The sequence below is a fragment of the Pediococcus sp. genome (assembly GCF_003533255.1).
Taxonomy (GTDB): Bacteria; Bacillota; Bacilli; order Lactobacillales; family Lactobacillaceae; genus Pediococcus; species Pediococcus parvulus.
The window spans coordinates 1-23,114 of record NZ_DOEM01000026.1 but is presented as its reverse complement, the minus strand read 5'-3'; the positions used below and the strand labels follow the sequence as shown (position 1 = coordinate 23,114).

27 protein-coding genes and 1 pseudogene are annotated in these 23,114 nt (G+C 38.2%); 22 read left to right on the top strand and 6 right to left on the bottom strand.

The genetic code is table 11. The annotated features are described in order from the left end of the window. Positions 1-142 precede the first annotated feature (142 nt). The 6 genes from DD627_RS06170 (at position 143) to nagA (ending at position 5,673) form a co-directional block, all read left to right on the top strand. Positions 143-637 (top strand): PTS sugar transporter subunit IIB, encoded by a 495-nt coding sequence (locus DD627_RS06170; protein WP_260274509.1) that lies wholly within the window; start codon positions 143-145, stop codon positions 635-637. A gap of 14 nt (positions 638-651) precedes the next feature. Further along, entirely contained in the window at positions 652-1,566 is a 915-nt protein-coding gene (locus DD627_RS06165; RefSeq protein WP_260274508.1) for a PTS mannose/fructose/sorbose/N-acetylgalactosamine transporter subunit IIC, read from the top strand. Continuing rightward, positions 1,550-2,386: a PTS system mannose/fructose/sorbose family transporter subunit IID gene (locus DD627_RS06160; RefSeq protein WP_260274507.1), complete on the top strand. Its 837-nt coding sequence runs from the start codon at positions 1,550-1,552 to the stop codon at positions 2,384-2,386. Before DD627_RS06165 ends, DD627_RS06160 begins: the two co-directional genes overlap by 17 nt. 170 nt (positions 2,387-2,556) lie before the next feature. Then, complete coding sequence (locus DD627_RS06155; RefSeq protein WP_260274506.1) at positions 2,557-3,300, top strand: GntR family transcriptional regulator; 744 nt, start codon at positions 2,557-2,559, stop codon at positions 3,298-3,300. Between the two features lie 40 nt (positions 3,301-3,340). Then, on the top strand, positions 3,341-4,513 hold the full coding sequence (locus tag DD627_RS06150) for an SIS domain-containing protein (protein ID WP_260274505.1): 1,173 nt from the start codon (positions 3,341-3,343) through the stop codon (positions 4,511-4,513). 11 nt (positions 4,514-4,524) lie between these two features. Further along, a complete protein-coding gene (gene nagA, locus DD627_RS06145; protein ID WP_260274504.1) occupies positions 4,525-5,673 on the top strand; it encodes an N-acetylglucosamine-6-phosphate deacetylase in 1,149 nt (382 codons plus the stop codon). 80 nt (positions 5,674-5,753) lie between these two features. Here nagA and DD627_RS06140 read toward each other — a convergent pair whose 3' ends face one another. Further along, on the bottom strand, positions 5,754-6,515 hold the full coding sequence (locus DD627_RS06140; protein WP_260267022.1) for a MurR/RpiR family transcriptional regulator: 762 nt from the start codon (positions 6,513-6,515) through the stop codon (positions 5,754-5,756). A 121-nt stretch (positions 6,516-6,636) separates the two neighbouring features. Between DD627_RS06140 and pfkB the strand changes: the two genes are divergently transcribed. From pfkB to DD627_RS06115, 5 genes are all read left to right on the top strand, one after another. Next, positions 6,637-7,575 carry a 1-phosphofructokinase gene (pfkB, locus tag DD627_RS06135; protein WP_260267023.1) on the top strand — a complete coding sequence of 313 codons (939 nt, stop codon included), beginning with the start codon at positions 6,637-6,639 and terminating at the stop codon, positions 7,573-7,575. A gap of 3 nt (positions 7,576-7,578) precedes the next feature. Continuing rightward, complete coding sequence (locus tag DD627_RS06130; protein ID WP_260274503.1) at positions 7,579-9,540, top strand: fructose-specific PTS transporter subunit EIIC; 1,962 nt, start codon at positions 7,579-7,581, stop codon at positions 9,538-9,540. 163 nt (positions 9,541-9,703) lie between these two features. Further along, the gene (locus DD627_RS06125) at positions 9,704-10,054 is read left to right on the top strand and encodes a hypothetical protein (protein ID WP_260274502.1); all 351 of its coding nucleotides are present in this window, start codon (positions 9,704-9,706) and stop codon (positions 10,052-10,054) included. A gap of 93 nt (positions 10,055-10,147) precedes the next feature. After that, positions 10,148-10,351 (top strand): hypothetical protein, encoded by a 204-nt coding sequence (locus DD627_RS06120; protein WP_260274501.1) that lies wholly within the window; start codon positions 10,148-10,150, stop codon positions 10,349-10,351. Next, on the top strand, positions 10,308-12,182 hold the full coding sequence (locus tag DD627_RS06115) for an alpha-L-rhamnosidase-related protein (protein WP_353744031.1): 1,875 nt from the start codon (positions 10,308-10,310) through the stop codon (positions 12,180-12,182). The genes DD627_RS06120 and DD627_RS06115 overlap by 44 nt, the downstream gene beginning before the upstream one ends. Positions 12,183-12,272: 90 nt before the next feature. On the opposite strand, the gene DD627_RS06110 is transcribed toward DD627_RS06115, so the two are convergent. From DD627_RS06110 to DD627_RS06095, 4 genes are all read right to left on the bottom strand, one after another. Continuing rightward, complete coding sequence (locus DD627_RS06110) at positions 12,273-12,455, bottom strand: hypothetical protein (protein WP_260274499.1); 183 nt, start codon at positions 12,453-12,455, stop codon at positions 12,273-12,275. A gap of 50 nt (positions 12,456-12,505) precedes the next feature. Beyond that, entirely contained in the window at positions 12,506-13,918 is a 1,413-nt protein-coding gene (locus DD627_RS06105) for a PTS galactitol transporter subunit IIC (protein ID WP_260274498.1), read from the bottom strand. A gap of 102 nt (positions 13,919-14,020) precedes the next feature. Next, on the bottom strand, positions 14,021-14,326 hold the full coding sequence (locus tag DD627_RS06100) for a PTS sugar transporter subunit IIB (RefSeq protein ID WP_260267029.1): 306 nt from the start codon (positions 14,324-14,326) through the stop codon (positions 14,021-14,023). A 61-nt stretch (positions 14,327-14,387) separates the two neighbouring features. After that, positions 14,388-14,879 (bottom strand): PTS sugar transporter subunit IIA, encoded by a 492-nt coding sequence (locus tag DD627_RS06095; RefSeq protein ID WP_260267030.1) that lies wholly within the window; start codon positions 14,877-14,879, stop codon positions 14,388-14,390. A 230-nt stretch (positions 14,880-15,109) separates the two neighbouring features. On the opposite strand from DD627_RS06095, the gene DD627_RS06090 reads away from it, so the two are divergent. From DD627_RS06090 to DD627_RS06065, 6 genes are all read left to right on the top strand, one after another. Continuing rightward, positions 15,110-15,898, top strand: a complete 789-nt coding sequence (locus DD627_RS06090) for a DeoR/GlpR family DNA-binding transcription regulator (RefSeq protein ID WP_260267031.1) — start codon at positions 15,110-15,112, stop codon at positions 15,896-15,898. Next, the gene (lacA, locus tag DD627_RS06085) at positions 15,895-16,323 is read left to right on the top strand and encodes a galactose-6-phosphate isomerase subunit LacA (protein ID WP_260267032.1); all 429 of its coding nucleotides are present in this window, start codon (positions 15,895-15,897) and stop codon (positions 16,321-16,323) included. Before DD627_RS06090 ends, lacA (DD627_RS06085) begins: the two co-directional genes overlap by 4 nt. A 168-nt stretch (positions 16,324-16,491) precedes the next feature. Beyond that, entirely contained in the window at positions 16,492-17,010 is a 519-nt protein-coding gene (lacB, locus tag DD627_RS06080) for a galactose-6-phosphate isomerase subunit LacB (RefSeq protein ID WP_260274497.1), read from the top strand. A 90-nt stretch (positions 17,011-17,100) separates the two neighbouring features. Then, positions 17,101-18,096 (top strand): tagatose-bisphosphate aldolase, encoded by a 996-nt coding sequence (gene lacD, locus DD627_RS06075; protein WP_068478950.1) that lies wholly within the window; start codon positions 17,101-17,103, stop codon positions 18,094-18,096. A gap of 249 nt (positions 18,097-18,345) precedes the next feature. Continuing rightward, complete coding sequence (locus DD627_RS06070) at positions 18,346-19,023, top strand: DUF4867 family protein (RefSeq protein ID WP_260267033.1); 678 nt, start codon at positions 18,346-18,348, stop codon at positions 19,021-19,023. A gap of 14 nt (positions 19,024-19,037) precedes the next feature. Further along, on the top strand, positions 19,038-19,160 hold the full coding sequence (locus DD627_RS06065) for a hypothetical protein (RefSeq protein WP_260267034.1): 123 nt from the start codon (positions 19,038-19,040) through the stop codon (positions 19,158-19,160). 100 nt (positions 19,161-19,260) lie between these two features. Here the strand turns inward: DD627_RS06065 and DD627_RS06060 are convergent, their stop codons facing one another. After that, positions 19,261-19,731 (bottom strand): RrF2 family transcriptional regulator, encoded by a 471-nt coding sequence (locus tag DD627_RS06060; RefSeq protein WP_260267035.1) that lies wholly within the window; start codon positions 19,729-19,731, stop codon positions 19,261-19,263. Positions 19,732-19,910: 179 nt separating this feature from the next. On the opposite strand from DD627_RS06060, the gene DD627_RS06055 reads away from it, so the two are divergent. The 5 genes and pseudogenes from DD627_RS06055 to DD627_RS06030 all read left to right on the top strand — a co-directional run bounded on the left by DD627_RS06055 (position 19,911) and on the right by DD627_RS06030 (position 23,076). Next, positions 19,911-20,828, top strand: coding sequence for a DMT family transporter (locus tag DD627_RS06055; protein ID WP_260274496.1), 918 nt, complete (start codon positions 19,911-19,913; stop codon positions 20,826-20,828). A 94-nt stretch (positions 20,829-20,922) separates the two neighbouring features. Further along, positions 20,923-21,877, top strand: a pseudogene (locus tag DD627_RS06045) (type I glyceraldehyde-3-phosphate dehydrogenase). A 19-nt stretch (positions 21,878-21,896) separates the two neighbouring features. Then, positions 21,897-22,325, top strand: coding sequence for a galactose-6-phosphate isomerase subunit LacA (lacA, locus tag DD627_RS06040; RefSeq protein ID WP_260274494.1), 429 nt, complete (start codon positions 21,897-21,899; stop codon positions 22,323-22,325). Between the two features lie 88 nt (positions 22,326-22,413). Then, positions 22,414-22,932, top strand: coding sequence for a galactose-6-phosphate isomerase subunit LacB (lacB, locus tag DD627_RS06035; RefSeq protein ID WP_260274493.1), 519 nt, complete (start codon positions 22,414-22,416; stop codon positions 22,930-22,932). Positions 22,933-22,953: 21 nt separating this feature from the next. Further along, positions 22,954-23,076, top strand: a complete 123-nt coding sequence (locus tag DD627_RS06030; protein WP_260274491.1) for a hypothetical protein — start codon at positions 22,954-22,956, stop codon at positions 23,074-23,076. The last annotated feature ends 38 nt before the right edge of the window (positions 23,077-23,114 follow it).

Genomic DNA, 23,114 nt, shown 5'->3' with positions numbered 1-23,114 from the left:
AAACCTTTTGTTGAATTTTATTGAAAACGCTTTATTATTATAGGTGGTTGGTACCAGTTGATGTTATTCAGGTGCGCACCTGAATTGATTGAATATTTCTTCAATTATTTTATTTTTATTAAAGCTATGGGAGTGATGGATAATGGCAATTACAGCAGTACGAATTGACGGTAGGTTAATTCACGGCCAGGTAGCAAACCTATGGACAACAAAATTAGGTGTTTCTCGGATCATGGTTATTGATGACAAGGTTGCTGCCAGTGACATTGAAAAATCTGGGTTGAAATTGGCTCGCCCAACAGGAATTGATTTGAGTGTTTTACCTGAAAAGACGGCCGCTGAACACATTAAACGTGGTGGTTACGATTCACAAAAAGTTTTTATTGTCGTTAAACGACCACAAATTCTATTGGATTTAGTTAATGATGGCGTCAAATTAGACACGATCAATGTTGGTAACATGTCACAAACAGATGATACAACGCAATTAACAAACTCAATTAATGTGGTTCAATCAGATGTCGACGCATTTAACGCGTTGCATGAAAAGGGAATCAAAGTAACTTCACAAATGGTTCCCGGCGATAATGCGCAAGACTTTATGGAAATTTTGAAAAAGTTTAAGCCGAAGAAATAGGGGAGGATTCAGTTATGGGCACGAGTATTGCTTTATGGCAAGTGATTGTCTTAACGATTTATTCCATGTATCAAATCATGGATGAATTAACATTGCAGACCAGTTTGAGTCAACCTGTTTGGGCCGGATTAATTGCTGGTTTAGTTATGGGGGATGTCAAAACTGGATTGATTATTGGTGGTAGTTTGCAGTTAACTGTTTTGGGAGTTGGGACCTTTGGTGGTGCATCAAAGATCGATGCGAACTCAGGTACAGTTATGGCGACTGCCTTCGCAATTGGTGCTGGGATGGATCCACAAGTTGCGGTTGCAGCTTTAGGTGTTCCAGTTGCTAGTTTGATGATTCAAACCGATATTGTCGCACGTTTTGCCAACACCTTCTTCCAGCACCGTGTAGATAAGATGGTTGACACAGAGAATTACAAAGGGATTGAACGAAACTACCTTTATGGCTATCTTCCTTGGACACTTTCCCGTGGAATTCCAGTTTTTCTAGCTTTAGCATTTGGTGGTCCATTCGTTCGAACGGCTGTTTCGTACATGAATGCCAACTTAGCTTGGTTGAGTAATGGTCTTGCAACTGCTGGGGCTTTGTTACCGGCCGTTGGATTTGCAATTTTGCTTCATTACTTACCAGTAAAGAAGCATTTCCCATACTTAATTCTTGGCTTTATTATTACCGCGCTATTCTCCACATTGTATGGAAATATTAGTTTGTTGGGAACAACTGTTGCAGGAATTGACACTAAATTCACAACAACATTTGCTAGTTTGTCAATGTTAGCCATTGCCTTAATCGGATTTGCATTTGCCTTACTTGAATACAAACGAAGTACTGAAAAAGAGAACGGTGTTGAAAGCACGAATAAAGTAACCGAAACACAAGACACACAAGAACAGGATGGTGAAATTCATGGAGACGAAATCTAAGGAAACACCAAAGGTAACTTATAAATTAACGACGAAAGATTTTCGTCAAATTAATGTTCGGAGCTTGTTTTTTAACCAAGTAGGTTGGAACTACGAACGGATGCAGGGATCCGGTTATCTCTACATTATGATGCCACAATTACGTAAAATGTATGGGGATCATACCCCTGAATTAAAGGGTATCATGAAAATGCAAAACCAATTCTTTAATACTAGTAACTTCTTTAATACGATTATTCAAGGAATTGATTTAGCCGTTGAAGAGCGTGAAGGTTATAAATCATTAGAAACGGTTGCTGGTTTAAAAGCCGGACTAATGGGTCCTTTCGCTGCAATTGGTGATTCACTGTTTGCCGCATTGGTTCCGGCTATTATGGGAGCTATTGCAGCCAATATGGCTACCCAAGGTAATGCAGTCGGTGCCTTCTTATGGATGGCAGTTAACTTTGTGATTATGTGGTTCCGGTGGATTCAGTTACGTTTTGCTTATAAACAAGGGGTCAATTTAGTTACTTCCATGCAAGGACAACTAAGTGCCTTAACCGATGCAGCAACGTTACTTGGGGTTTACGTTGTGGGTGCTTTAGCTGCAACTATGGTTAATACACAAATTGTTTGGGTAGCTCACCTAGGCAAAATGACAGTTAATTTCCAAAGCCAAATCGATATGATTATGCCAAAACTTATTCCAGCTTTGATTGTCGGTGGTATTTATTGGTTATTAGGAAGAAAACGGATGACTTCGACCCGAGCGATCTTTATTGTCATTATTGTTGCCGTTATTCTTTCAGCACTTGGTGTGATTGGAAAGGCTGCATAAATTAACTTTAATTGAATAGATCGAACGTGTTAAAACCTATTTTGGCACTCTGTCGTTATCATATTGTGCATAATTAAAGATTTCTTTGCGCAGATTGTTAATAAAAATGAAAGATCTGGTATGATAAAGTCACACTCAGATCTTTTATAATGCACAGGAGAAAAATAAATATGACAATTAAATATGATAAAAAACAACCATTATATGAACAACTCATGGGTAAGCTAAAGACCAAAATTAAAGAGGACTACAAGCCAAGCGATAAATTGCCTTCAGAACGTGAAATTATGCGGGATTATTCGGTTAGTCGGAATACGGTTCGTCAGGCATTAAATGAACTAGAAATTTTGGGCTTCATTTTTCGACAACATGGGAAGGGCACGTTTGTAGCCAATGCAATTAATAATCCGGCTACTTTGGGTAATGAACATAGTTTCACTAAACAGATGAAAGCTTTGGGACGTAAACCAGAAACTAAAATCATGGAATATTCAATTCGTCAGGCTAGTGATTATTTTGCCGACAAATTGAAGATTTCAGAAGGTGATCGCATTATTAAACTGAAACGGTTAAGGTCCGCAGACGGAGTTCCAGTGATGATTGATCGGACTTATCTACCATATGCAAAATTTGCGGGGCTTTCAGCTGATGAACTAGAGGTCAAACACCGTTCATTATATGGTGTGTTTGCCAAAGATTTTGGGGAGATTTTTCACATTGCAGATGAATCTTTATCTGCAGGAAGAATCAGTGATAAGGATGCCATTGTCTTAAAAGTCCCTCAAGGTTCGCCGGGGTTGATGCTCAAACGAACTACCTATAATCAGCAAAATGAAATTATCGAATTTACGTTAAGTAGCACACGCAGTGATCAATTTGTTTATAACATTCGGTATAAGAACGCCAATATTTAATCGATTGGCATATGGAAAAATGAAAGGGGATTCAAAAGATATGTTTTCAAAAAATGATGCAGAACTAAAGGAATTAGGCGCGATTATTACCACGCGCGAAATTCAGCAACAACCCGAACTTTGGCATGAAGCTTGGGCAAATTATCAAAATGCAAAACAAAAAGTTTCTGATTTCTTAGCAACTATTACTAAGAGCGTTAGCGAACCAGTTCGAGTAGTCTTCGTTGGGGCCGGCTCATCTGCTTATGTAGGTGATACGTTAGTGCCATACCTTCAATTAAATGGAGATCGTTCACAGTTCCGTTTTGAAGCCATTGACACGACCAAGGTTGTATCAACACCATATGATTATTTAGAATCCGAAACGCCAACTTTATTAGTTTCGTTTGCGCGCAGTGGGAACAGTCCAGAAAGCGTGGCAACCGTTGATTTAGCAGAAAAACTAGTCAAGAATCTCTGGCAGTTGACGATTACCTGTGCCCCCGAAGGAAAATTGGCACAACACGCTGAAAATGATGCCAATAATTTGGTGTTGTTACAGCCAGCTCGTTCAAATGATAAAGGGTTTGCCATGACAGGAAGCTTTAGTTGCATGATGTTAACCTCCTTGTTTGTCTTTGATGTGAAACACACAGACAGTCAAAAGGCCAGTTATGTCGATCAAATCGCCAAAATGGGCTCTGAGGTTATCGATCGTGAAGCTGAAGTTCAAGCTGTTGTGGATACTGACTTTGAACGCATCATTTACTTGGGCTCAGGCGGTTTAACAGGGTTAACTCGCGAAGCTCAGTTGAAAGTTTTGGAATTAACAGCAGGCCAAAAGGCCACCATGTTTGATTCTTCGATGGGCTTCCGGCATGGCCCTAAGTCCTTTGTGAACGAAAAATCCTTGGTTTTTGACTTCATTAGTAATGCCCCCTATACACGTCAATACGATGTGGATATCTTGAATGAAGTTCGAGGTGACAAAATTGCTCCCGTTGTCTTTGGCATTGGCGTTTCTAGTAAGCTTAATTATGAAGGCCAAGGATTCACCTTTAAAAACGGGAATGACCAAGTACCTGATGGCTACATGGCCTTTCCAGACATTATGTTTGCTCAAACTTTGGCGTTAATGACTTCCGTTAAGGTTGGCAATACACCAGACACACCATCTGCTACGGGAACAGTCAATCGTGTGGTTAAAGGTGTGACAATTCATTCATTAGATTAGGGGGCAAAATCTTGAGTTATTATATTCATGCAGATAAGTTTTTCTTAGATAATACAACTGAAAATGGGGGTTACCTAGAAATCACTGATGATGGCAAGTTTGGTACTTACACGAGTGCTAAACCAACTGGCAAGATTGTGGATTATTCTGGCTGTTATGTGTCACCAGGACTGGTTGATACTCATATTCATGGACTCTTAGGTCATGACGTGATGGACAATGACTGGAATAAAATCCAAGAAATGTCGGAAGGCTTGTTGCAGGCGGGGGTCACTTCATGGTTGCCCACAACATTGACTGCTTCAGCTGATCAATTAGATGCAGTTTGCAAGACAATTGGTGATAATTATCAGGATGCTAAAGGTGCCAAGATTCAAGGAATTTACTTTGAAGGGCCATTTTTTACCACAGAACATAAGGGTGCCCAAAATCCAAAATACTTTGGTGATCCGAATGTGGAGACGTTTAAACGATGGCAAAAATCGGCTAAAGGTTTGATTAAGAAGATTGCAATTGCTCCTGAACGTGATGGGGCAGTTGCATTTACCAAGGCAGTTAGCCAAATGGGCGTTAGTGTTGCGCTCGGCCACAGTGATGCGACGTTTGAACAAGCGCGGGCATCTGTTGAAGCAGGGGCAACCGTGTTTACCCATACATTTAATGGGATGAGCGGGTTAAGTCATCATGCGCCTGGTATGGTTGGCGCAGCAATGAGCATGCATAATGTGATTGATGAGCTAATCTGTGATGGACATCATGTTGAACCAGCGGCTGCTCGAATTTTAATTGAGGATAAACAGCCTGATCACGTGGCGTTGATTACAGATTGTATGCGTGCTGGTTTGATGCCAGACGGCGATTATGTCTTGGGAGAATTTCCTGTGTATGTCGCAGATGGCATGGCGCGGTTAAAGGACGGGGATAGTTTAGCGGGAAGTGTGCTTCAGTTAAAACAAGCGGTTCAAAACGTAGTTAACTGGAATATTTCTACACCAGAGCAAGCTGTTCAGATGGCAAGTAAAACTGCTGCAATTAGTAGCAAAATCGGTAACCAATGTGGTAGTATTCTTCCTGATCGGGATGCGGACTTCTTAATTTGGAGCCATGACATGGACTTGAAAGAAACCTATTTGGACGGTAAGTCTCGGTATCAAGCTTAAACAAAGTGATTGAATTTTAGAAAGCATAAATCAAAATGCCTTTTTGGCAGCTTTGATTCATGCTTTTTTAGTTGATTAAATTAGGTTTGATGACCCTGAATTCGAATAGCAAATGCATCCAAAAAGATTCTGGTCAAAATTTGTAGTGGCAGTCGGGAACGAATTTCGTATTTTGGAAAGTAAGATTCGGCAGATTTTACGCCTAAAAAAATTAAATCAGAATATGGAATTATATCACCCGTGTTGTTACAGGTGAAAGTAATTGTGGTTACTTCGTTGATAGAAAGTGATTGTGCAGCCTTAACTAACTCGGGGGTATTACCATTTAAGGTTAAAAATATAACGACAGTATCCCTACCGTTTATTTGTTTGCTCAATGTTTTGATTATATTGGGATCATCGTGCAACTGGGCATCTTTACCAAGTAATTCAAACTTTAAAAGAATGTCTTCTCCAATTAATTTGGATAGCCCACGCGCAAAAATATAGACATGCTTTGCATTATTGACTTTCTGGATGGCATCTTCCATCACACCAATATTTAGATTGGCAATAGTATTATCGACCTCGTATTGATTCTTTAAAATTGCCGCCCGAATTTCATGGTCTGTTTCCTGTAAAATTTTAAAATCCTGATTTTTGTTAGTTAATTTTCGAATGGCTTCTTGGCGAAATGGGGTGTAACCTGAATACCCCATTTTTTTCATGGTTCTGACAATTGTTGCAGTTGAAACATTAGCTTTTTCGCTGAGTTCTACTATAGAAGTGTTCACGATTTCGTCAGCGTGTTCTTGCACATATTGCCATAGGTATTTTTCCGATGTACTTAATGTTTCGGTCACAGCAGTGCCTCCAAAGTTGTAAAAGAATTTTCAAGTTTAGATTCATGATAGCATTTTTTGAAAACATTTACATTTCTGAGAATGTTATTCTTAAAATGAAGATAGAGAGAGGAGTGATGAAATGATTTACACATTGACGCTGAATCCAGCCATTGATTTATTTATTGATACGAAGACGATGCAACCGAATGTAGTTAATCGGACGGAAAGTTATGATATTCAAGCAAATGGGAAGGGGGTCAACGTTTCCTTCATTCTTAAACGCTTAGGTATTGAGAATAAAGCGTTGGGAATTGGCGGTGGCTTTACATTAAACTATATTGAAGAAGTTTTGGATCAAGCAGAAATTGCAAATGATTTTGTTCACGTAAAAGATCCAACACGGATTAATGTGTTTACAAGAGTTCAAGATGAAAATCAAGAATATAAATTAGTCAATAAAGGACCGAAGACCGATGCCAATCAGATTGAACAATTATTGACTAAACTTCGCCAACTAAATCAAGACGATGTTTTATCGTTGTCTGGTAGTTTTTCAGAAGGTATTAAGCCTGATATTTTAGTAGAAATCGCAAAAATTTCTGAAACCAACCATGTTAAATTGGTTTTGGATACCAGCTATAGCGAAGTAATGGATACTTTACGCTATCATCCTTATTTGATTAAACCGAATGATCATGAGTTATCAAGTTGGTTTGGACTTGATCAGGTACCTGATCGAGAAAAGCTAATTGATATGGGTAAGACATTGATTAAAAAAGGAGCTAGAAATGTTTTGATTTCTCTAGGATCCGAAGGGGCGCTGTTTATCAATGATACCGAAATCCTTTATGGTAACGCAGCTAAAGGCGAAGTCGTTAACACTGCCGGATCAGGAGATACTATGTTAGGAGCATTTTTAGGTGGTTTAATTAAGGGCTTAGATGGTCACGCTAATTTGAAACGCGCACTTGCGGCTGGTAGTGATACGGCCTTTCAGTCTTGGATAACCGATTTTAAAAATGTACCCAACTTGGAAGCACAAATCCAAATTCAATTAATTGAAGAACGGGGGAAATAGGTCATGGGAAAATATAAAATTATTGCGGCCACAGGTTGTGCAACGGGAATTGCACATACTTATATGGCACAAGAAGCGCTAGAACAAGCTGCTAAAAAAATTGGTGTGAAAATTAAGGTAGAAACACACGGACAAACCGGAGTTGATGATCCCTTAACACAAGCAGAAATTGATGGTGCGAGTGGTGTAATCGTGGCTTCTGATGTTGATGTAGATGCTGATAGATTTATTGGCAAAAAATTGATTCGGGTACCAGTTGCTCAGGGAATTCGTGAACCTGATAAATTGGTAGATCGAATTTTAAATGATGCATCGGTTCCTGCATATAAAAGTGGATCCGTTAAAGAAAAAGTTGCTTCTAGCCAAACCGGGAGCGGCAAAAATGGTGATACCCTTTGGAACTCAATTTATGTGTCATTAATGAATGGTGTTTCTCACATGTTACCGTTAGTTGTCGCTGGTGGTGTGTTAGTCGCTGTCTCATTTTTCTGGGGAATTAATTCAGCCGACCCCAAAAGCGCTGAGTACAATTACTTTGCATATCTATTAAACACCATCGGAAGTACCACTATGAACTTAATGGTACCCGTATTGTGTGCATACATCGCGGAAGCAATTAGTAAGCGGTCCGGATTAGTTGTAGGATTTGCAACCGGGATGATTGCTTTTAACATGGGAACTGGATTTTTGGGTGCTATTGTTGGTGGTTATTTAGCTGGTTATACAATTATCTTGTTACAGCATCTTTTGAAACCGCTACCAGATAAGCAGTTTCGTGGCTTAAAAGCGATTTTCCTTTATCCAGTTCTCGGTGTGTTTATTTCAGGGATAATCATGTGGTTTATTTCACTTCCAATGAAAGATTTAAATACTGGCATGATGACATTTTTGAAAGGAATGGAAAATACAAGTCCTGTACTGTTAGGACTCATTATTGGTGTGATGGCCGCTTCTGATTTCGGTGGACCAATTAACAAAGCTGCTTATTTAACTGGGACAGCATTGTTAGCGCAAGGAAACTTCTACTTCATGGCAGGTGTTTCGGCTGCCTGTATTGCACCGCCTTTGGCTACAGGATTTGCTGTGTTGTTCAACCCTAAAGCATATTCAAGTAATGAACGAAGCGCAGGTTATGTAAACTTTTTATTAGGTTCTACACATATTACTGAAGGGGCGATTCCGTTTGCTGCTAAGAATCCATTATTGAATATTCCTTCATTTATGGTGGGATCCTCAATTGCAGCTATTTTGACCTATGTAACGCGAATCCAAGTTCCAGCTCCTCATGGAGGCTTTATCATTTTACCTTTAGTCAATCATCCGTTCTTGTGGGTTCTTTGGATTGTGATTGGTTCTTTAGTTTCTGGTGCACTATTAGCAATTATCGCGGGTCGTCAGGCTAAAAAACATGCTGTTGCAAGTGATGTTGGGACGATTGATGTGTTGACAGGAGAAACAGCGGAAGCTGAGCCAGAACAGCCAGTAGCAGATGCCACTCCTTCAAAAACCGCCGAAGATTTCGATCTTGGGGAAATCCTGACGATTGATAATATTCAATTAAATGTGAAGGCATCATCAAGGGATGAAGTTTTGAAGTATTTAGCAGATTTTGCCGTTCAAAACAAGTTAGCTGACAATGCCGACAAGATATTAGCTAAGTATTTGAAACGTGAGCAGGAAGGCTCAACAGGGATGCAAGATGGAATCGCGATTCCACATGCACAGGATGCCACGATCCATTCTTCTAAAATGCTGATTATCAAGTTAGCAAGTCCAGTGGATTGGAAAACTTTTGATGATAAACCGGTTGATACAATTATTTCGTTTTTGATTCCTGAAAATGATAGTGGTGCGCATCTTAAGTATCTTTCTAATACAGCAAAATTATTGATGCATAGTGAGTTTGTACAGGAATTGAGATCAGCAGAATCTAAAGAAGAAATTTTAAAGCTCATTAAACAATGATAGTAAGAATATGAATGATTTGGCTAGTCTTCGATAAACTTTATCGGAGAGCTGGCCTTTTTGTTTTCCCATATTTGAATGATGCTTTTATTTGACAGTGTTGGTTAGCCCTTACATAATGAATAGTATAGGGATAAATCGGATAAAGGAGGAGTAGGCTATCATGTACAAACATTTAGTAGCAATTGTAGAAATTAGGGAAAAGGGCTATACCTATCATTATGTATCTAAGGATGCCCAGAAGGTAAACAAACAATTCTATCTACTTACCCAAAAGCTTAATGACAATATGTTAGAGATCTTATATGAGGCTTCTGTAATGGAAACTAATGATCAGAGCTTAGATTCTGTACTAAGTTCAGTTGGAAAAATGCACACAATCCAGTTAGTTAAGGATCTACAGGCGTTTGTGAAACTGGTTTATGATAAGAAACTTATTACAATCGCCAAACGGTTGCCAGAACGCGAAATGAACAACACAGAGCAGTTATTGGACTGGTTTAATGGTGATTAATTAAGGTAGTTTTTTTCATGTTATTGTCACAAATTTTCAAAGGTATAAAGGGTATAAAATTTATGAGTCAAAAATTATGAGTGGAGGGTCGTTATGGCTAAATGGATTTGGTATCATGGTGATTTTGAAATTTATCATGCAATGAAACAGAACTTTGATCGCGAAGAGCGTGGTATGAAGTGGCCGGCGTATTGGTACACCTCGGGATGGAACCACAATGTTTATTTCTGTAAAGAAGTTTACCTGAAACAACCTGAAACTTTCACAGTCAAAGTTCAAGGGGGAAGGTTACGGTAAATTTGTTGATTTAGAAAGCCACGAGGAAACAAAATTCTCACTGCTTGAAGTAGTGACATGTCCAGTGGGGCATTATCGTATTGAAATTTATGTGGCAAATCTATCTGGCTTACCCTGTGCCTATATTCAAGGAAAAGTAATTCAAAGTGATGAGAGTTGGCAAGTTTCTAACTTTTTGGCTGATGCCATTGCTGTTGGGACTAGCAAGTATTTCGTAAAGGCTAATCAAAATCCAATGCATTTTTCGTACACGCATGACATACGACACGCACAAAAGGTAGAGTGTGTTGAGGGAGGACTCTTATTTGACTTTGGACATGATCTGACAGCTAAAACGGTGATCAGGTTCAGTCAGGTGTTTAAGCCATTAACATTGAGTTATGGCGAAAGTCGTACTGAAGCACTGGATGTAAAAGATACATATTTGAAGCATAAGATTAAACAAATTAACGATCCTTTTGGGATTTATGATGCTGAATCAAAAACTTACACAACCAAACTCCGCGCTTTTCGATATATTTATTTGCCGAACATTATAAATACGAAAGAATTCGGTGAGCTGTCCGTTGATTTTAAATTCATTAAATTCCCCAAAATTGGCCAATTTACTTTTTCAGATTCAAAATTAACCAAGATTTGGCAGGTTGCAGATCGCACTTTACGCCTGTGTTCAGGAATTTTCTTTATTGATGGTATTAAAAGGGACCGATGGGTGTGGGCTGGAGATGCCTTTCAATGTTTTTATATGAATCGATATGATTTTTTTGACAAAGAAATTGTAGAACGCACTATTCTAGGCTTGCGTGGCGAACTGAATATTAAACAGCATTTGGATACCATTGTTGATTATTCTATGTATTGGCTAATTGGGATAGAGCTTTACTACGAAACTTTTGCAGATAAGCATTTTTTGAAGGCCGTCTATCCCAAATTAAAGAAGCTCATTGATTTTTCCCTAGAGGCTACCGATGATAATGGGTTTATTCATGAACGTAAAGGTGATTGGATCTACATTGATTGGGCTGACTTTGATCACCAAGGTCCACTATGTGCAGAGCAGATGGTATTAGCACGTGCTTTGCAAAGTGTGATTAAGGTATCTAAACTGTTAAATAAAGATTCGCAAAAATATGAGCGACATTTTCAAAAACTCAGAAAAAATATCGATAAGTATTATTGGGATGATCAAAAGCATGCTTACGTTGATAGTTATGAGTCTGGCAAACAACGAGTGAGTCGGCATGCCAATATATTTGCAATTTTGTTTGATTATGTGGATTCGCAAAGAATGGAAAGCATATTTAAGCATGTTTTACTAAACGACGAAATTCCTCAAATAAATACACCTTACTTTAAATTTTGGGAACTTGAAGCTTTTGCTAAAGCTGGTTATTATCAAAAAGTGCTAGATGTGATTAAAACCTATTGGGGTGGGATGCTAGACAATGGGGCAACTACGTTTTGGGAATACTTTGATCCTGCTGAAAAAGGTAATGAACGTTTTGCGATGTACGGTGATAAATATGGAAAAAGTCTTTGTCACGCATGGGGATCAAGTCCAATTTATTTAATTGGGCGTTATTTAATTGGTTTAAAACCAACTCAACCTGGCTATAAAACGTTCGAGATACACCCTCAATTGGCGTTACTGGGCAATTTTAAGGGAAAGTTTCCAATCAGTGCAGAAGGCGATTATATTGCATTAGAGGTAAAAGATAGGATGTTGACGATAGATGCGACAAAAGCAGGAGGAACACTCATAATTGGTCATAAACGGATTTCAATTCCTACTGAGCACCGAGGAAGCATTGTAATTGAAGGCAACAAGTAAAATCAAAGCTGTTTCAAATTCTAGTCAAAACACAAAAAAAACAATCCTTGGGAGGAAGGATTGGTTTTCTTTTATTTACACATCAATTGTTTAGATCTTTAAAACTTCTCGGAGAGCAAAGAAGGTAACGATGAGCTGACCAAGGGTAACCCAAGGATTGTGGTGTGCGGCTGATGCAATTACAGCAGCGATGATAACAACTACTGCCCACAGCATTGTCTTTGTAATCTTTTCCCTTTTTTGTTTATCGTTCAATTCTGGTCTTTCGTTCATTTTATTGACCTCCTTTACAAAGTCAGAGTTTTAAATTTCCGTACTATTACTTAGTCTTTATCAGCAGCCAATTCCTTAGCATAGATAGCATTACGTTTCTTCATTTGACGAGCGTACCACCAGAATACTAAGCAATATGCAGCAAGTCCAATGACCGCGTAAAGAATAAATTTGATTTCACCAGTAGATGATTTACCTACAGCGTAAGCTAAGAATTGTTCAATAGGACCTTCCTTAGTTGACTCAGCAATCATTGTGCCACTTTTAACACCGGCAGGGAATGCACCAACTTGTTTTGCAACAGATGTAACAAATGGAGCACTCAATGTACCAGCCCAAAGGAAGATAGGAATTTCAACAGTACCAATAACGATCATACGAATGATACGTCCACGAGTTACAACCAAGAGAGCTGGTGTAACACCCATAGCAATGATTCCACCTAAAGGAAGGATATGGTTGCCAGGAAGAACTAATGATTCGAGTAAAAGAATAGGTGCAAGGACGTTTGCAGCTGCCCACATTTCGGAACGGCCAGCAATAAATGGCCAGTCAAGACCAATGTTCAACTTACGACCCTTTAAGTGTTTGGTAGCTAAGTCAGTAACACCTTGTGATAATGGTTCAACAGCTTTGATGAACCATGAACCGATAAGTGAGAATAACTGCAAGCAGACACCACCAGTAAATGACAATGTAAAGATTGATTCAATACCTTGTTGTCCAACTAAACCAATGAAAATACCTAAATAACATCCAATAGCGAAATTGCTTCCCCAGAATCCAATTTTTTCATTCAATTTTGCGGAATCAAAATCAAAACGGTCTAACCAACGGAATAATAAATCATAAATCTTGTTCAATACCATGATTACGGGGTTCATCATATAATTCAAATGAGTAGTTGTCATTGGGTTATCATGATTTTCCAGTAAATCATCAAAAGTTGGTTTCATCAAGTCTGAGTTAACGATCTTCAATGCACCAATCAAGATAATAAGTGCTGTAGCTACCCAGAAATTAGCTCCGAAGTAAATTGCCATCAAAGCTGTAAATGAAATGTGCCAAATATCGAAAATATCAACATCCAACGTGTTGGTCCATTTGAGGAGCAACATACCGACGTTCAATAGAACCATAATTAGCAAGAAGAATAGGGTGTATGGAGATCCCCAAGTAATAGTTGCTAGAGGTGCCCAACCAACATCGGTAATGGAAAGTTGGATACCTGTTGACTTAACGAAAGCTGTTAAGGCTGGTTGATAAGTAGTAGTAAGAATATTAATAATAGCACTAATACCAGTCAAAGCGATCGCTAAACGAATACCACCTTCGAGGGCTCGGAAGAATTTAACTCCTAAGGCCCAGGCAATCAAGGTTAGAACAATTAACATAACTGGCGCAGCACCCAAATCAATAATTGGTTTGAACACCACGTTGGCAAAATGGATAATGGTCTGCATTTTGTTCAACTCCTTTGAGTTTTTTAAATTTTGTTACCAATAGTTTAAGAAGACGCATAAAGAAAATATGTATGTGAAGAGAGTAAACTCTCTTCGAACGTATTAACTTAAATGATTCTTTTTGATAGCGTCTTCAATTTTATCGTACACTGGAGCAGCCATAGCAGGCATTCTGTAAAGAATAGCACCAGCATCAATTTCTGGAACTGTAATGTCGAAACTCAAGTCTGGTTTATTGATAGGAAGAAAGACTTGAATTCCCTTCATGGTTTCAGGGTTGAGGTCCTTGATCTGAATGGCTTCAACGTGAACTTGGTAACCACGTTTCTTCATTTCAGCTTCAACAGCATCCTTAATTTGGTGACTTGAGTTAACACCAGCACCACAAGCAGTTAACATTTTAATCATAGTAAAATTCCTCCTTAGAAATTTTTAAAATTTTATTACCATAAATTAATGAAGCAAACAACTAAAACTTGGATTTCAAGAATGAATAAATTGCATCCTCAGAAGTACTCTTGAAAAAGGTCATCAACTGATTTTGCGGAGTCTTATTAATGAAATCCATAATCTGTGCGAGGACATTTGACTGACCTTCTGGATCGTCATTCAAAATCATGAATAAGAAGCTAACTTCAAATTCTTGACTTGGATCAATCATATTGTTAAAGGCGATCGGATGTTTTAACTTAATAGGAACAACTTTACGTTCTTTAACAAATTCAGATTCCGTATGTGGAATGGCAACGTTAGGGTATTCTGGTGAAACCACTGACAAGTCAATTCCAGTTGGATACTTATCTTCTCGTTCGTTTAGGTTCTTCAGAAAGTCCTCAGTGACATGACCTTTCTTGTAAAGATCATTGGCAACTTCCTTAAAAACATCAGCTCGTGAGGTTGCATCACTCACATATACTGTGTCTCTATCAAAAAGAGAAGTTTCTGCTATCTTATCTGACATATATATTCACCACCTCAATCACAAATGTTAAATAATGTTAACTTTTGTTTGAATTCGTTTACAAATCTAATTATATAGAAGCGCTTCCAAATGTCAACAAAAAATTTAAAGCAAAAAAATGTTGCGTGCCTATTGACTTTTAGCGGAAGCCCGTCTATTCTATAAATCGAAACATAAATAAACAAAAACGAACATTTTTTGTTCTTAAATTATGTAAAGGAGGGAGGCCAGTGCTGAAAAATGAACGAGTTGCTACCATTTTGAGCACGGTCAATCAATCAGGTGTTGTTACCATCCAAGAATTAGTGAACGATTTGAAAGTTTCATCCATGACCATTAGACGCGATTTGGATGAACTAGAACAAGAACGGAGAATTGTTCGCATTCATGGTGGCGCACAGAGTATTCATTTCCCTGATAAACAAGAAGCTTCCTATATACAGAAACGAAAGCTGAATGTGACAGAGAAAACGGACATCGCTAAGCAAGTAGCAAGTATGATTGATGAAAATGAAACCGTTTTTTTAGGGCCGGGAACTACCAACGAGCTTGTTGCGAGTTATTTGAACTTGGCAAACTTGAGAATTGTGACGAATAGCTTGCCAGTGTTTGAACAGTTTAGAGATAAGCACAGTGATTACGAACTATGCCTTGTCGGTGGAACATACCGTGAACGAAGTGGTGCATTTATAGGAAGCCTGGCTAACGAGCTTCTTGCGAACATCAAAATGCATAAAGCATTTGTGGGTGTCAACGGAATTAATGGTAACAGTATTATGAACGCTAATTCTGATGAAGGCCAAACACAGAGCATTGCGTTAGATCAGTCACAACAAAAATTTGTGGTGGCAGATCATTCCAAACTCGATCGCAATGATTTCTATACCTTTTACCATTTGGATAAAGTGGATGGATTAATCACCGATCAGGGTGGTGAAAAACAAGTTCTGGATAGGTATCAGAAAATAACGCACGTCTATACGGACGCAAACACAAAACAAAAGGAGAGATTTGCATGAAAGTCGTAATTGGCTCAGACAAAAAAGGATTTAATTTAAAGGAACAAGTTAAGAAATACTTGTTAGATCATAGTTATGAAGTTATTGATGTCAGTGAAAAACCTGCAGAAGACTTTGTAGAATCATCACTTGCCGTTACAAAAGAAGTTTTGAACGGTGATGCTGATAAGGCTGTTATGTTTGATGAGTATGGTGTTGGTTCAGCAATGGCAAGTAACAAGGTTAAAGGAATGGTTACTGCTAATGTTGTTGAAGAAAATACCGCCCATATGACTGCTATGCATAATGGTGCAAAGGCAATTGCAATTGGTAGTGGTGTTGTTGCTGAAAAATTAGCATATAACATTGTTCAGTACTATTTGGACACAGAATATGCAGGTGGCCGTCACCAAGTTCGTTTGGATATGTTGGAAAAAATGATCTAGAAAGTGCGGTTATTGACTTAGAGTGAACGAAGCAACTTTTCGGAGTAGCTTCAATCCAGTCTGGAAAACACAATAGGCATAAAGAGATTAGAGAACGAAAACGAGAAACAACATATCACAGATAGAATCGATTCAAGACTAAATATTAACTTCAAGGAGGAATTACGAATGATTATTTCTATTGGTAATGACCATATTGTTACAGATGTAAAGATTCAACTTTCAAACTTTTTAAAAGCACAAGGACACACAGTAATTGATGAAGGAACTTATGATACAACCCGGACCCACTACCCAATTTACGGCAAACGTGTGGCTGAAGATGTTGCTGATGGTCGTGCTGACTTAGGTGTTGTCCTTTGTGGAACTGGTATTGGTATCAGTACTGCTGCAGACAAAAACGAAGGTGTTCGTGCAGCCTTAGTTTCAAACTTAGTTGGTGCTCGTTACGCAAAAGAAGAATTAAACGCCAATGTCATTGGTTTTGGTGGCGCAACGGTTGGTGAACATCTTTGCGAAGATATCATCTCTGTATTCTTAGATTCTGAATATAAAGAAACACCAGAAAACAAGAAGTTGATTGACAAAATCAACAACATTGCAACTCCAAACCCAGAACAAAAAGACAACCCACATTTCTTTGATGAAGAGAATGAAAAGTGGGCTGAAGGAGTTTATCACGATTAGTTGTGAAATCTTGACAAGCGTTTTATAATGAAAGCGTTCTTGAAATAACTCATGAGAAATCATGAAAAACAAAAAAGGGGTAATCATTTTATGTTGAAATTAACACCAGGTAAGGAAAAAGGAATCAAAGCTTTATCAAATAAAGATGGCGTCATTGATGCTTTAGCTATTGACCAACGTGGATCATTGAAAAAAATGATTGGTGCTGCTAGTGGCAAAGAAGCTTCACAAAAAGAAATTGAAGACTTCAAAGTTGCTGTATCAAGCGAATTAACACCATACTCAACAGGTATCTTGTTGGATCCTCAATACGGACTTCCAGCTTCAAAAGCTCGTGCAGACGGTGCTGGCTTATTGCTTGCATACGAACGCACCGGTTATGACGCTACTGAGCCTGGCCGTTTCCCAGACATTTTGGATGATTGGTCAGTTCGTCGTTTGAAAGAACAAGGCGCTGACGCTATCAAGTTCTTGCTCTACTACGATCCAGACGAAGGCGGCGATATTAACCATCGCAAACAAGTCTTTATCGAACGTTTAGGTAGCGAATGCAAAGGCGAAGATATGCCATTGTTCTTGGAATTAGTATCATATGATGCTAACAACGACGATGCAACTGGTAAAGATTACGCTAAGGTAAAACCAGGTAAAGTCATTGCAATGACAAAAGAATTTTCAAAACCTCAATATGGTGTTGATGTATTGAAGCTTGAAGTTCCTGTAAACCAAGCATACGTTGAAGGATTTGCTAAGAGCTCTGATGACGTTGTTTATACACGTGACGAAGCTTTGAAGTATTACAAAGAACAAAGTGATGCTACAGACTTACCATTTATCTTCTTAAGTGCTGGTGTTTCTGCTGAATTATTCCAAGACGAATTGAAGTTTGCTAAAGAAGCAGGCTCAAAATTCAACGGTGTCCTTTGTGGCCGTGCAACTTGGCGTCATTCTGTAGAACCATTTGCTGGTGAAAGTGAAGCATCTGGCCGTAAATGGTTACAATCACAAGGCCGTGAAAACATTGAATCATTGAACAAGGTTTTGTTCTCAACTGCAAGTTCATGGTTTGACAAGGTTCAAAAATAATTGATTTTACTTTAAATAAACTGAAATATTATGTATAGAAAATTCCACTGGATTCCTCCACGGGAACTGGGCTGGAACGCAGTGGGCACAATTTTTGAGCTAATGAATTGTCTCAAAACTTGGCCTTATTGTAAGTGTTAAAACACTAACAATAATTTCACTGCTAAGCCTAATCCGTTCCGGAATCCAGTGGATTTTTCTTGTTTGATACAGTGATTTTAGTTTGTTTTCTAAAAATGGAGATAATTTATGAGTAGTTTTGATGAGATTAAAAAGGCCAATCCAGACAAAACCATCTACGATATCAATAGTGATGAATTTGCTGATTTTGGACTAGTTTATAAACAATATGATTTGAGTAAAGTCACAAATTACATGGATTCTAAAATCGAGATTCCAAGTGATCATAATGACTATATTCCTGATGATGAAAACATTGAAAATGATGCTGCCATCAAGCAAATTGCGGCTGATGTTTATGCAGGAATGCCTATCTCTGCAGGTCCTTGTGTGGGCCAAAGTACTTCATTTTCTGCCATTGAATTTCATCAGGGAAGTGAAGTCAACATCACGTTTACAGATGTGGTGATGGTTTTGGGTAAACGCCAAGATATTCATGATTATGAGTATAATGCTGAAGAGCATGCCAAACTATTCTTTGTCCCTCGTGGTACTGTTTTTGAAATGTACAGTGATACACTGCATTACAGTCCATGTAAAGTGGATGACGGCGGTTTTAAGGCAATTGTCATGGTTTTACAAGGCACTAATCAACCTTTACCAGATGGCTTTAAAGCAACGAATAAGATGATTGTTAAACAAAACAAATTTCAGATGGCACATGCTGTTCGAAAAGATAAAATTGCACAGGGAATCTTACCTGGTGTCAAAGGTAAATTAATCGACATTAAGCCAATTCAAAAATAAAGAGGTAGATAGAAATGGCTGACACAGAAAAGAAAACATTATCCACAGAAGAAAAGAACGAAATTGATACAGCTGAAGAATTACACCAACAAATGATCAAAGAGCAATTGGCCGAATTTCCAGTTACTAGAGCTTAACGTTTTAGGTAGATATTTAAATATACAGTAAAAGTACTTTCGATAGTTTCGAAAGTGCTTTTTTGTGTTCAACAAGTAATTATACTTATTTTACTCCTTACTAAACGTGGGCCTTAATCCAATTATCCAGATCTGTAAAATCGTCAGTACCTTCCAATTGTTTTAACATTGAGTCTAATTTTATGGAAGACATTGTGGACTTTAAAGAATTTTCGATACTATCCATCGCTTGAGATACCGCACAATTTTCAACTTGTGATTTATCAATATTTAGCACCTTTGCTAAAAGTTGTTGACTTGCAAAAACTCTTCCTCGACCCTCGATGGCAATAAAAATTTTATAAAAATCAATTTGGTCCAGTGAAGTGGCTAATGAGAAGCCTCCAGATTTACCGGGTGAAGATTTTACCAGGCCTTCATTTACCAAAGTTTTAATGATTTTTTTTAAATAAGAGTGGGACACATCTAATCTTTCGCTAAGCGCTAATGAATTAAGCGCTTTTTTTTCAGGTAATCTTGATAATATCAGCAATACGTAGATAGATTGTTCCCAACCTGATGAAATTTTCAATTGACTTTCCTCCTAAACAGTACTATCGCTTCTATTAGAGACAAACATTATACCTAATATATCTTTTGCCTCTGAATTAAGACAACTATACCATATTTTTAAGTCCACTTCACGAAAGAGGGGAATATTTGATGCACATTGAAGATATTTAAAAATGGGTACAGAAAGGGAGAACGAGTATGGATCAAACTAAGAAAAATGATAGTAATTTTTTGATTGCAATCATATTAACCACAATTTTTATGGGTTCCTCATTTCCGACAGGCAAATTTTTGATATCACTTGAACATGTGCCGCCTTTTTTAATGGGTGGTTGGCGATTCTTAATAGCGGGTTTCTTGATGTTACTTTGGACTTTAATGACACATGGTTTCAAAGCACTTATTCCAGAGAGTGCTGGAAACAAGAAAAAAGGCTTTGTATTAGTTGCAGCAATTGGATTATTACAAACAACAGGAACGATGGGATTTCTAAATCTTTCGATGGCAGCTGGAGTTTCGTCGTCGATGTCTTCCATTATTTTGTTTACAAATCCCTTATGGTTAGCCATTATGGCCCATTTTCTGTTAAATGATAAATTAAATCGCTGGAAAGTTATTTCACTCGTTTTGGGAATTTCTGGAGTCATTATTTGTTTAGGATTAGACAGTAGTGGCGTAGGGATTGGCTTATTCTTCGCCTTGCTTGGCTCATTGTGCTGGTCGGTTAATACCGTCATTACTAAAAAAGTTCCGTTTGATAAAGGTCCGTGGTTGTTTACAGCTTGGCAACTTTTTCTAGGCGGCATATTTATGTTGATTTTAGCCGGATTTATGCATGAAAACTATGATCCCATGAATATTAGCGCATGGGGATGGATCTGGTTCGTATGGTTGATTATTCCCGCAAGTGTCGGTTCGTTCGGCCTTTGGTTTTACAGTTTACGACAAAAAGGTGCTACAACAACGAGTGGCTATCTGTTCCTAGTCCCACTTTTCTCCACGATTTTTTCAGTGCTTGGTTTGCATGATAAATTTTCAATTCAATTGGTAGTAGGCGGTTTATTAGTTGTTTTATCACTATTCTTTTTAAATAAAAAATCGACATCACCCAGATAAAACCGATATTTTTCGAAAGTTGTACATAGCTTCAACTATAGAATTAGCTTGGATAGCTCTAACTATGAAATATTATTAATAGGAGGTAACAAGAATGGTTGGCAAAGTTGGTATTAACGGATTTGGTCGGATTGGTAGATTAGCATTTCGACGTGCACAAAATGTTGCTGGTGTTCAAATTGTTCAAGTGAACGATTAACTGATCCAGCAATGCTTGCTCATCTACTCAAGTATGATTCAACACAGGGACGATTTAATGGCACGATTGAGGTCAAAGAAGATGGTTTCTTAGTGGATGGCAGGTTTGTCAAAGTTACACAAGAAAAAGATCCAGAAAAAATTGACTGGGCGAGTTCTGGTGTTGATATAGTGCTTGAAGCTACTGGCTTTTTTGCTACTCGAAAAAAAGCAGAAAAACATCTGCATAAAAATGGTGGTGCTAAGAAAGTTATTATTACTGCTCCTGGTGGTAATGATGTCAAAACGATCGTATATAACGTCAATCACGAGACTTTAACTGGTGAAGAAACTGTCATTTCTCCAGGGTCATGTACCACAAATTGTCTAGCACCGATGGCAAATGTTTTGAACAAACAATTTGGTATTGAAGTTGGAACTATGACGACAATTCACAGTTATACAAGTGATCAAATGTTACTTGATGGTCCACATCGGGTGCCGCTAAGGCGATTGGGTTAGTTTTACCAGAGTTAAAGGGTAAGTTGCAAGGTCATGCCCAACGTGTGGCGACCCCAACTGGTTCTTTAGCAGAACTAGTTACGATCTTGGATAAAAAAGTGACGGTGCAACAAGTGAATGATGCTATGAAAGCGGCCGTAAATGAAAGCTTTGCGTATAACGAAGACGAAATTGTTTCTAGTGACATTGTCGGTGATACCCACGGATCTATTTTTGATGCGACACAAACTGAAATAACAGCATCTGGCGATTATCAGTTGGTCAAAACAGTTGCTTGGTACGATAACGAAATGTCATTTACAGCACAGTTGATTCGTACTTTAGAATATTTTGCACAGATCGCTAAATAAAATGTAAGGAGAGATAACCATGAAAGTTGCAATTGGATCGGATAAAAAAGGCTTTGTTTTAAAAGAGTTGGTAAAAAAATATTTATTGAATCACAGTTATCAAGTCATTGACGTTAGTGAAAAACCAGCAGATGATTTTGTTGATTCCTCGCTTGCAGTCACTAAAGAAGTTTTGAATGGTGATGCTGATAAGGCTGTGATGTTTGATGAATATGGTGTGGGTTCTGCGTTGGCAAGCAGCAAGGTAAAAGGTATGGTAACGGCAAACGTGGTCGAAGAAAATACAGCTCATATGACGGCTATGCACAATGGTGCAAAAGCGATTGCGATTGGTAGCGGCGTGGTTGGTGAAAAGCTAGCATGTAACATTGTTCAGTACTATTTGGATACAGAGTATGCGGGTGGCCGTCATCAGGTACGGTTAGATATGCTGAATAAAATGATCTAGAAAATACAATAGGCATAAAACGAGAAACAATAGTTCACAAATAGAATCAATTCAAGAGTCAAGATTAACTTCAAGGAGGGTATTACGCATGATTATTTCAATTGGCAATGATCACATTGTGACTCAAACAAAAATTCAATTATCAAATTTTTTAAAGGCAAACGGTTATGCGGTTATTGATGAAGGAACTTATGATACAACCCGGACCCACTACCCAATTTACGGCAAACGTGTGGCTGAAGATGTTGCTGATGGGCGAGCAGACTTAGGTGTTGTCCTCTGTGGAACTGGCATTGGAATTCAGGTAGCAGCAGATAAAAACGAAGGGATTCGGGCAGCGTTAGCACCAAATCTGGTTGCCGCAAAGTATGCAAAAGAAGAGCTAAATGCCAATGTAATCGGCTTTGGCGGTGCCACAGTTGGCGAGCATCTTTGTGAAGATATTGTTTCGGTATTTTTGAATTCAGAGTATAAGCCAACTCCTGAGAATAAAAAATTAATCGATAAAATTGATCATATCGCGACACCAAATCCAGATCAAAAAGATAACCCTCATTTCCTTGATGAAGAAACTGAAAAATGGGCGGAAGGCGTTTATCACGATTAATAGAAACGAGGAGAAAATAACATGGCTGATATAGAAAAGAAAACATTATCCACAGAAGAAAAGAACGATATCGATACAGCTGAAGAATTACACCAACAAATGATCAAAGAGCAATTGGCCGAATTTCCAGTTACTAGAGCCTAATGTAGCTGTTACAAGCTAAAGGTTGAAACTACAAAAAC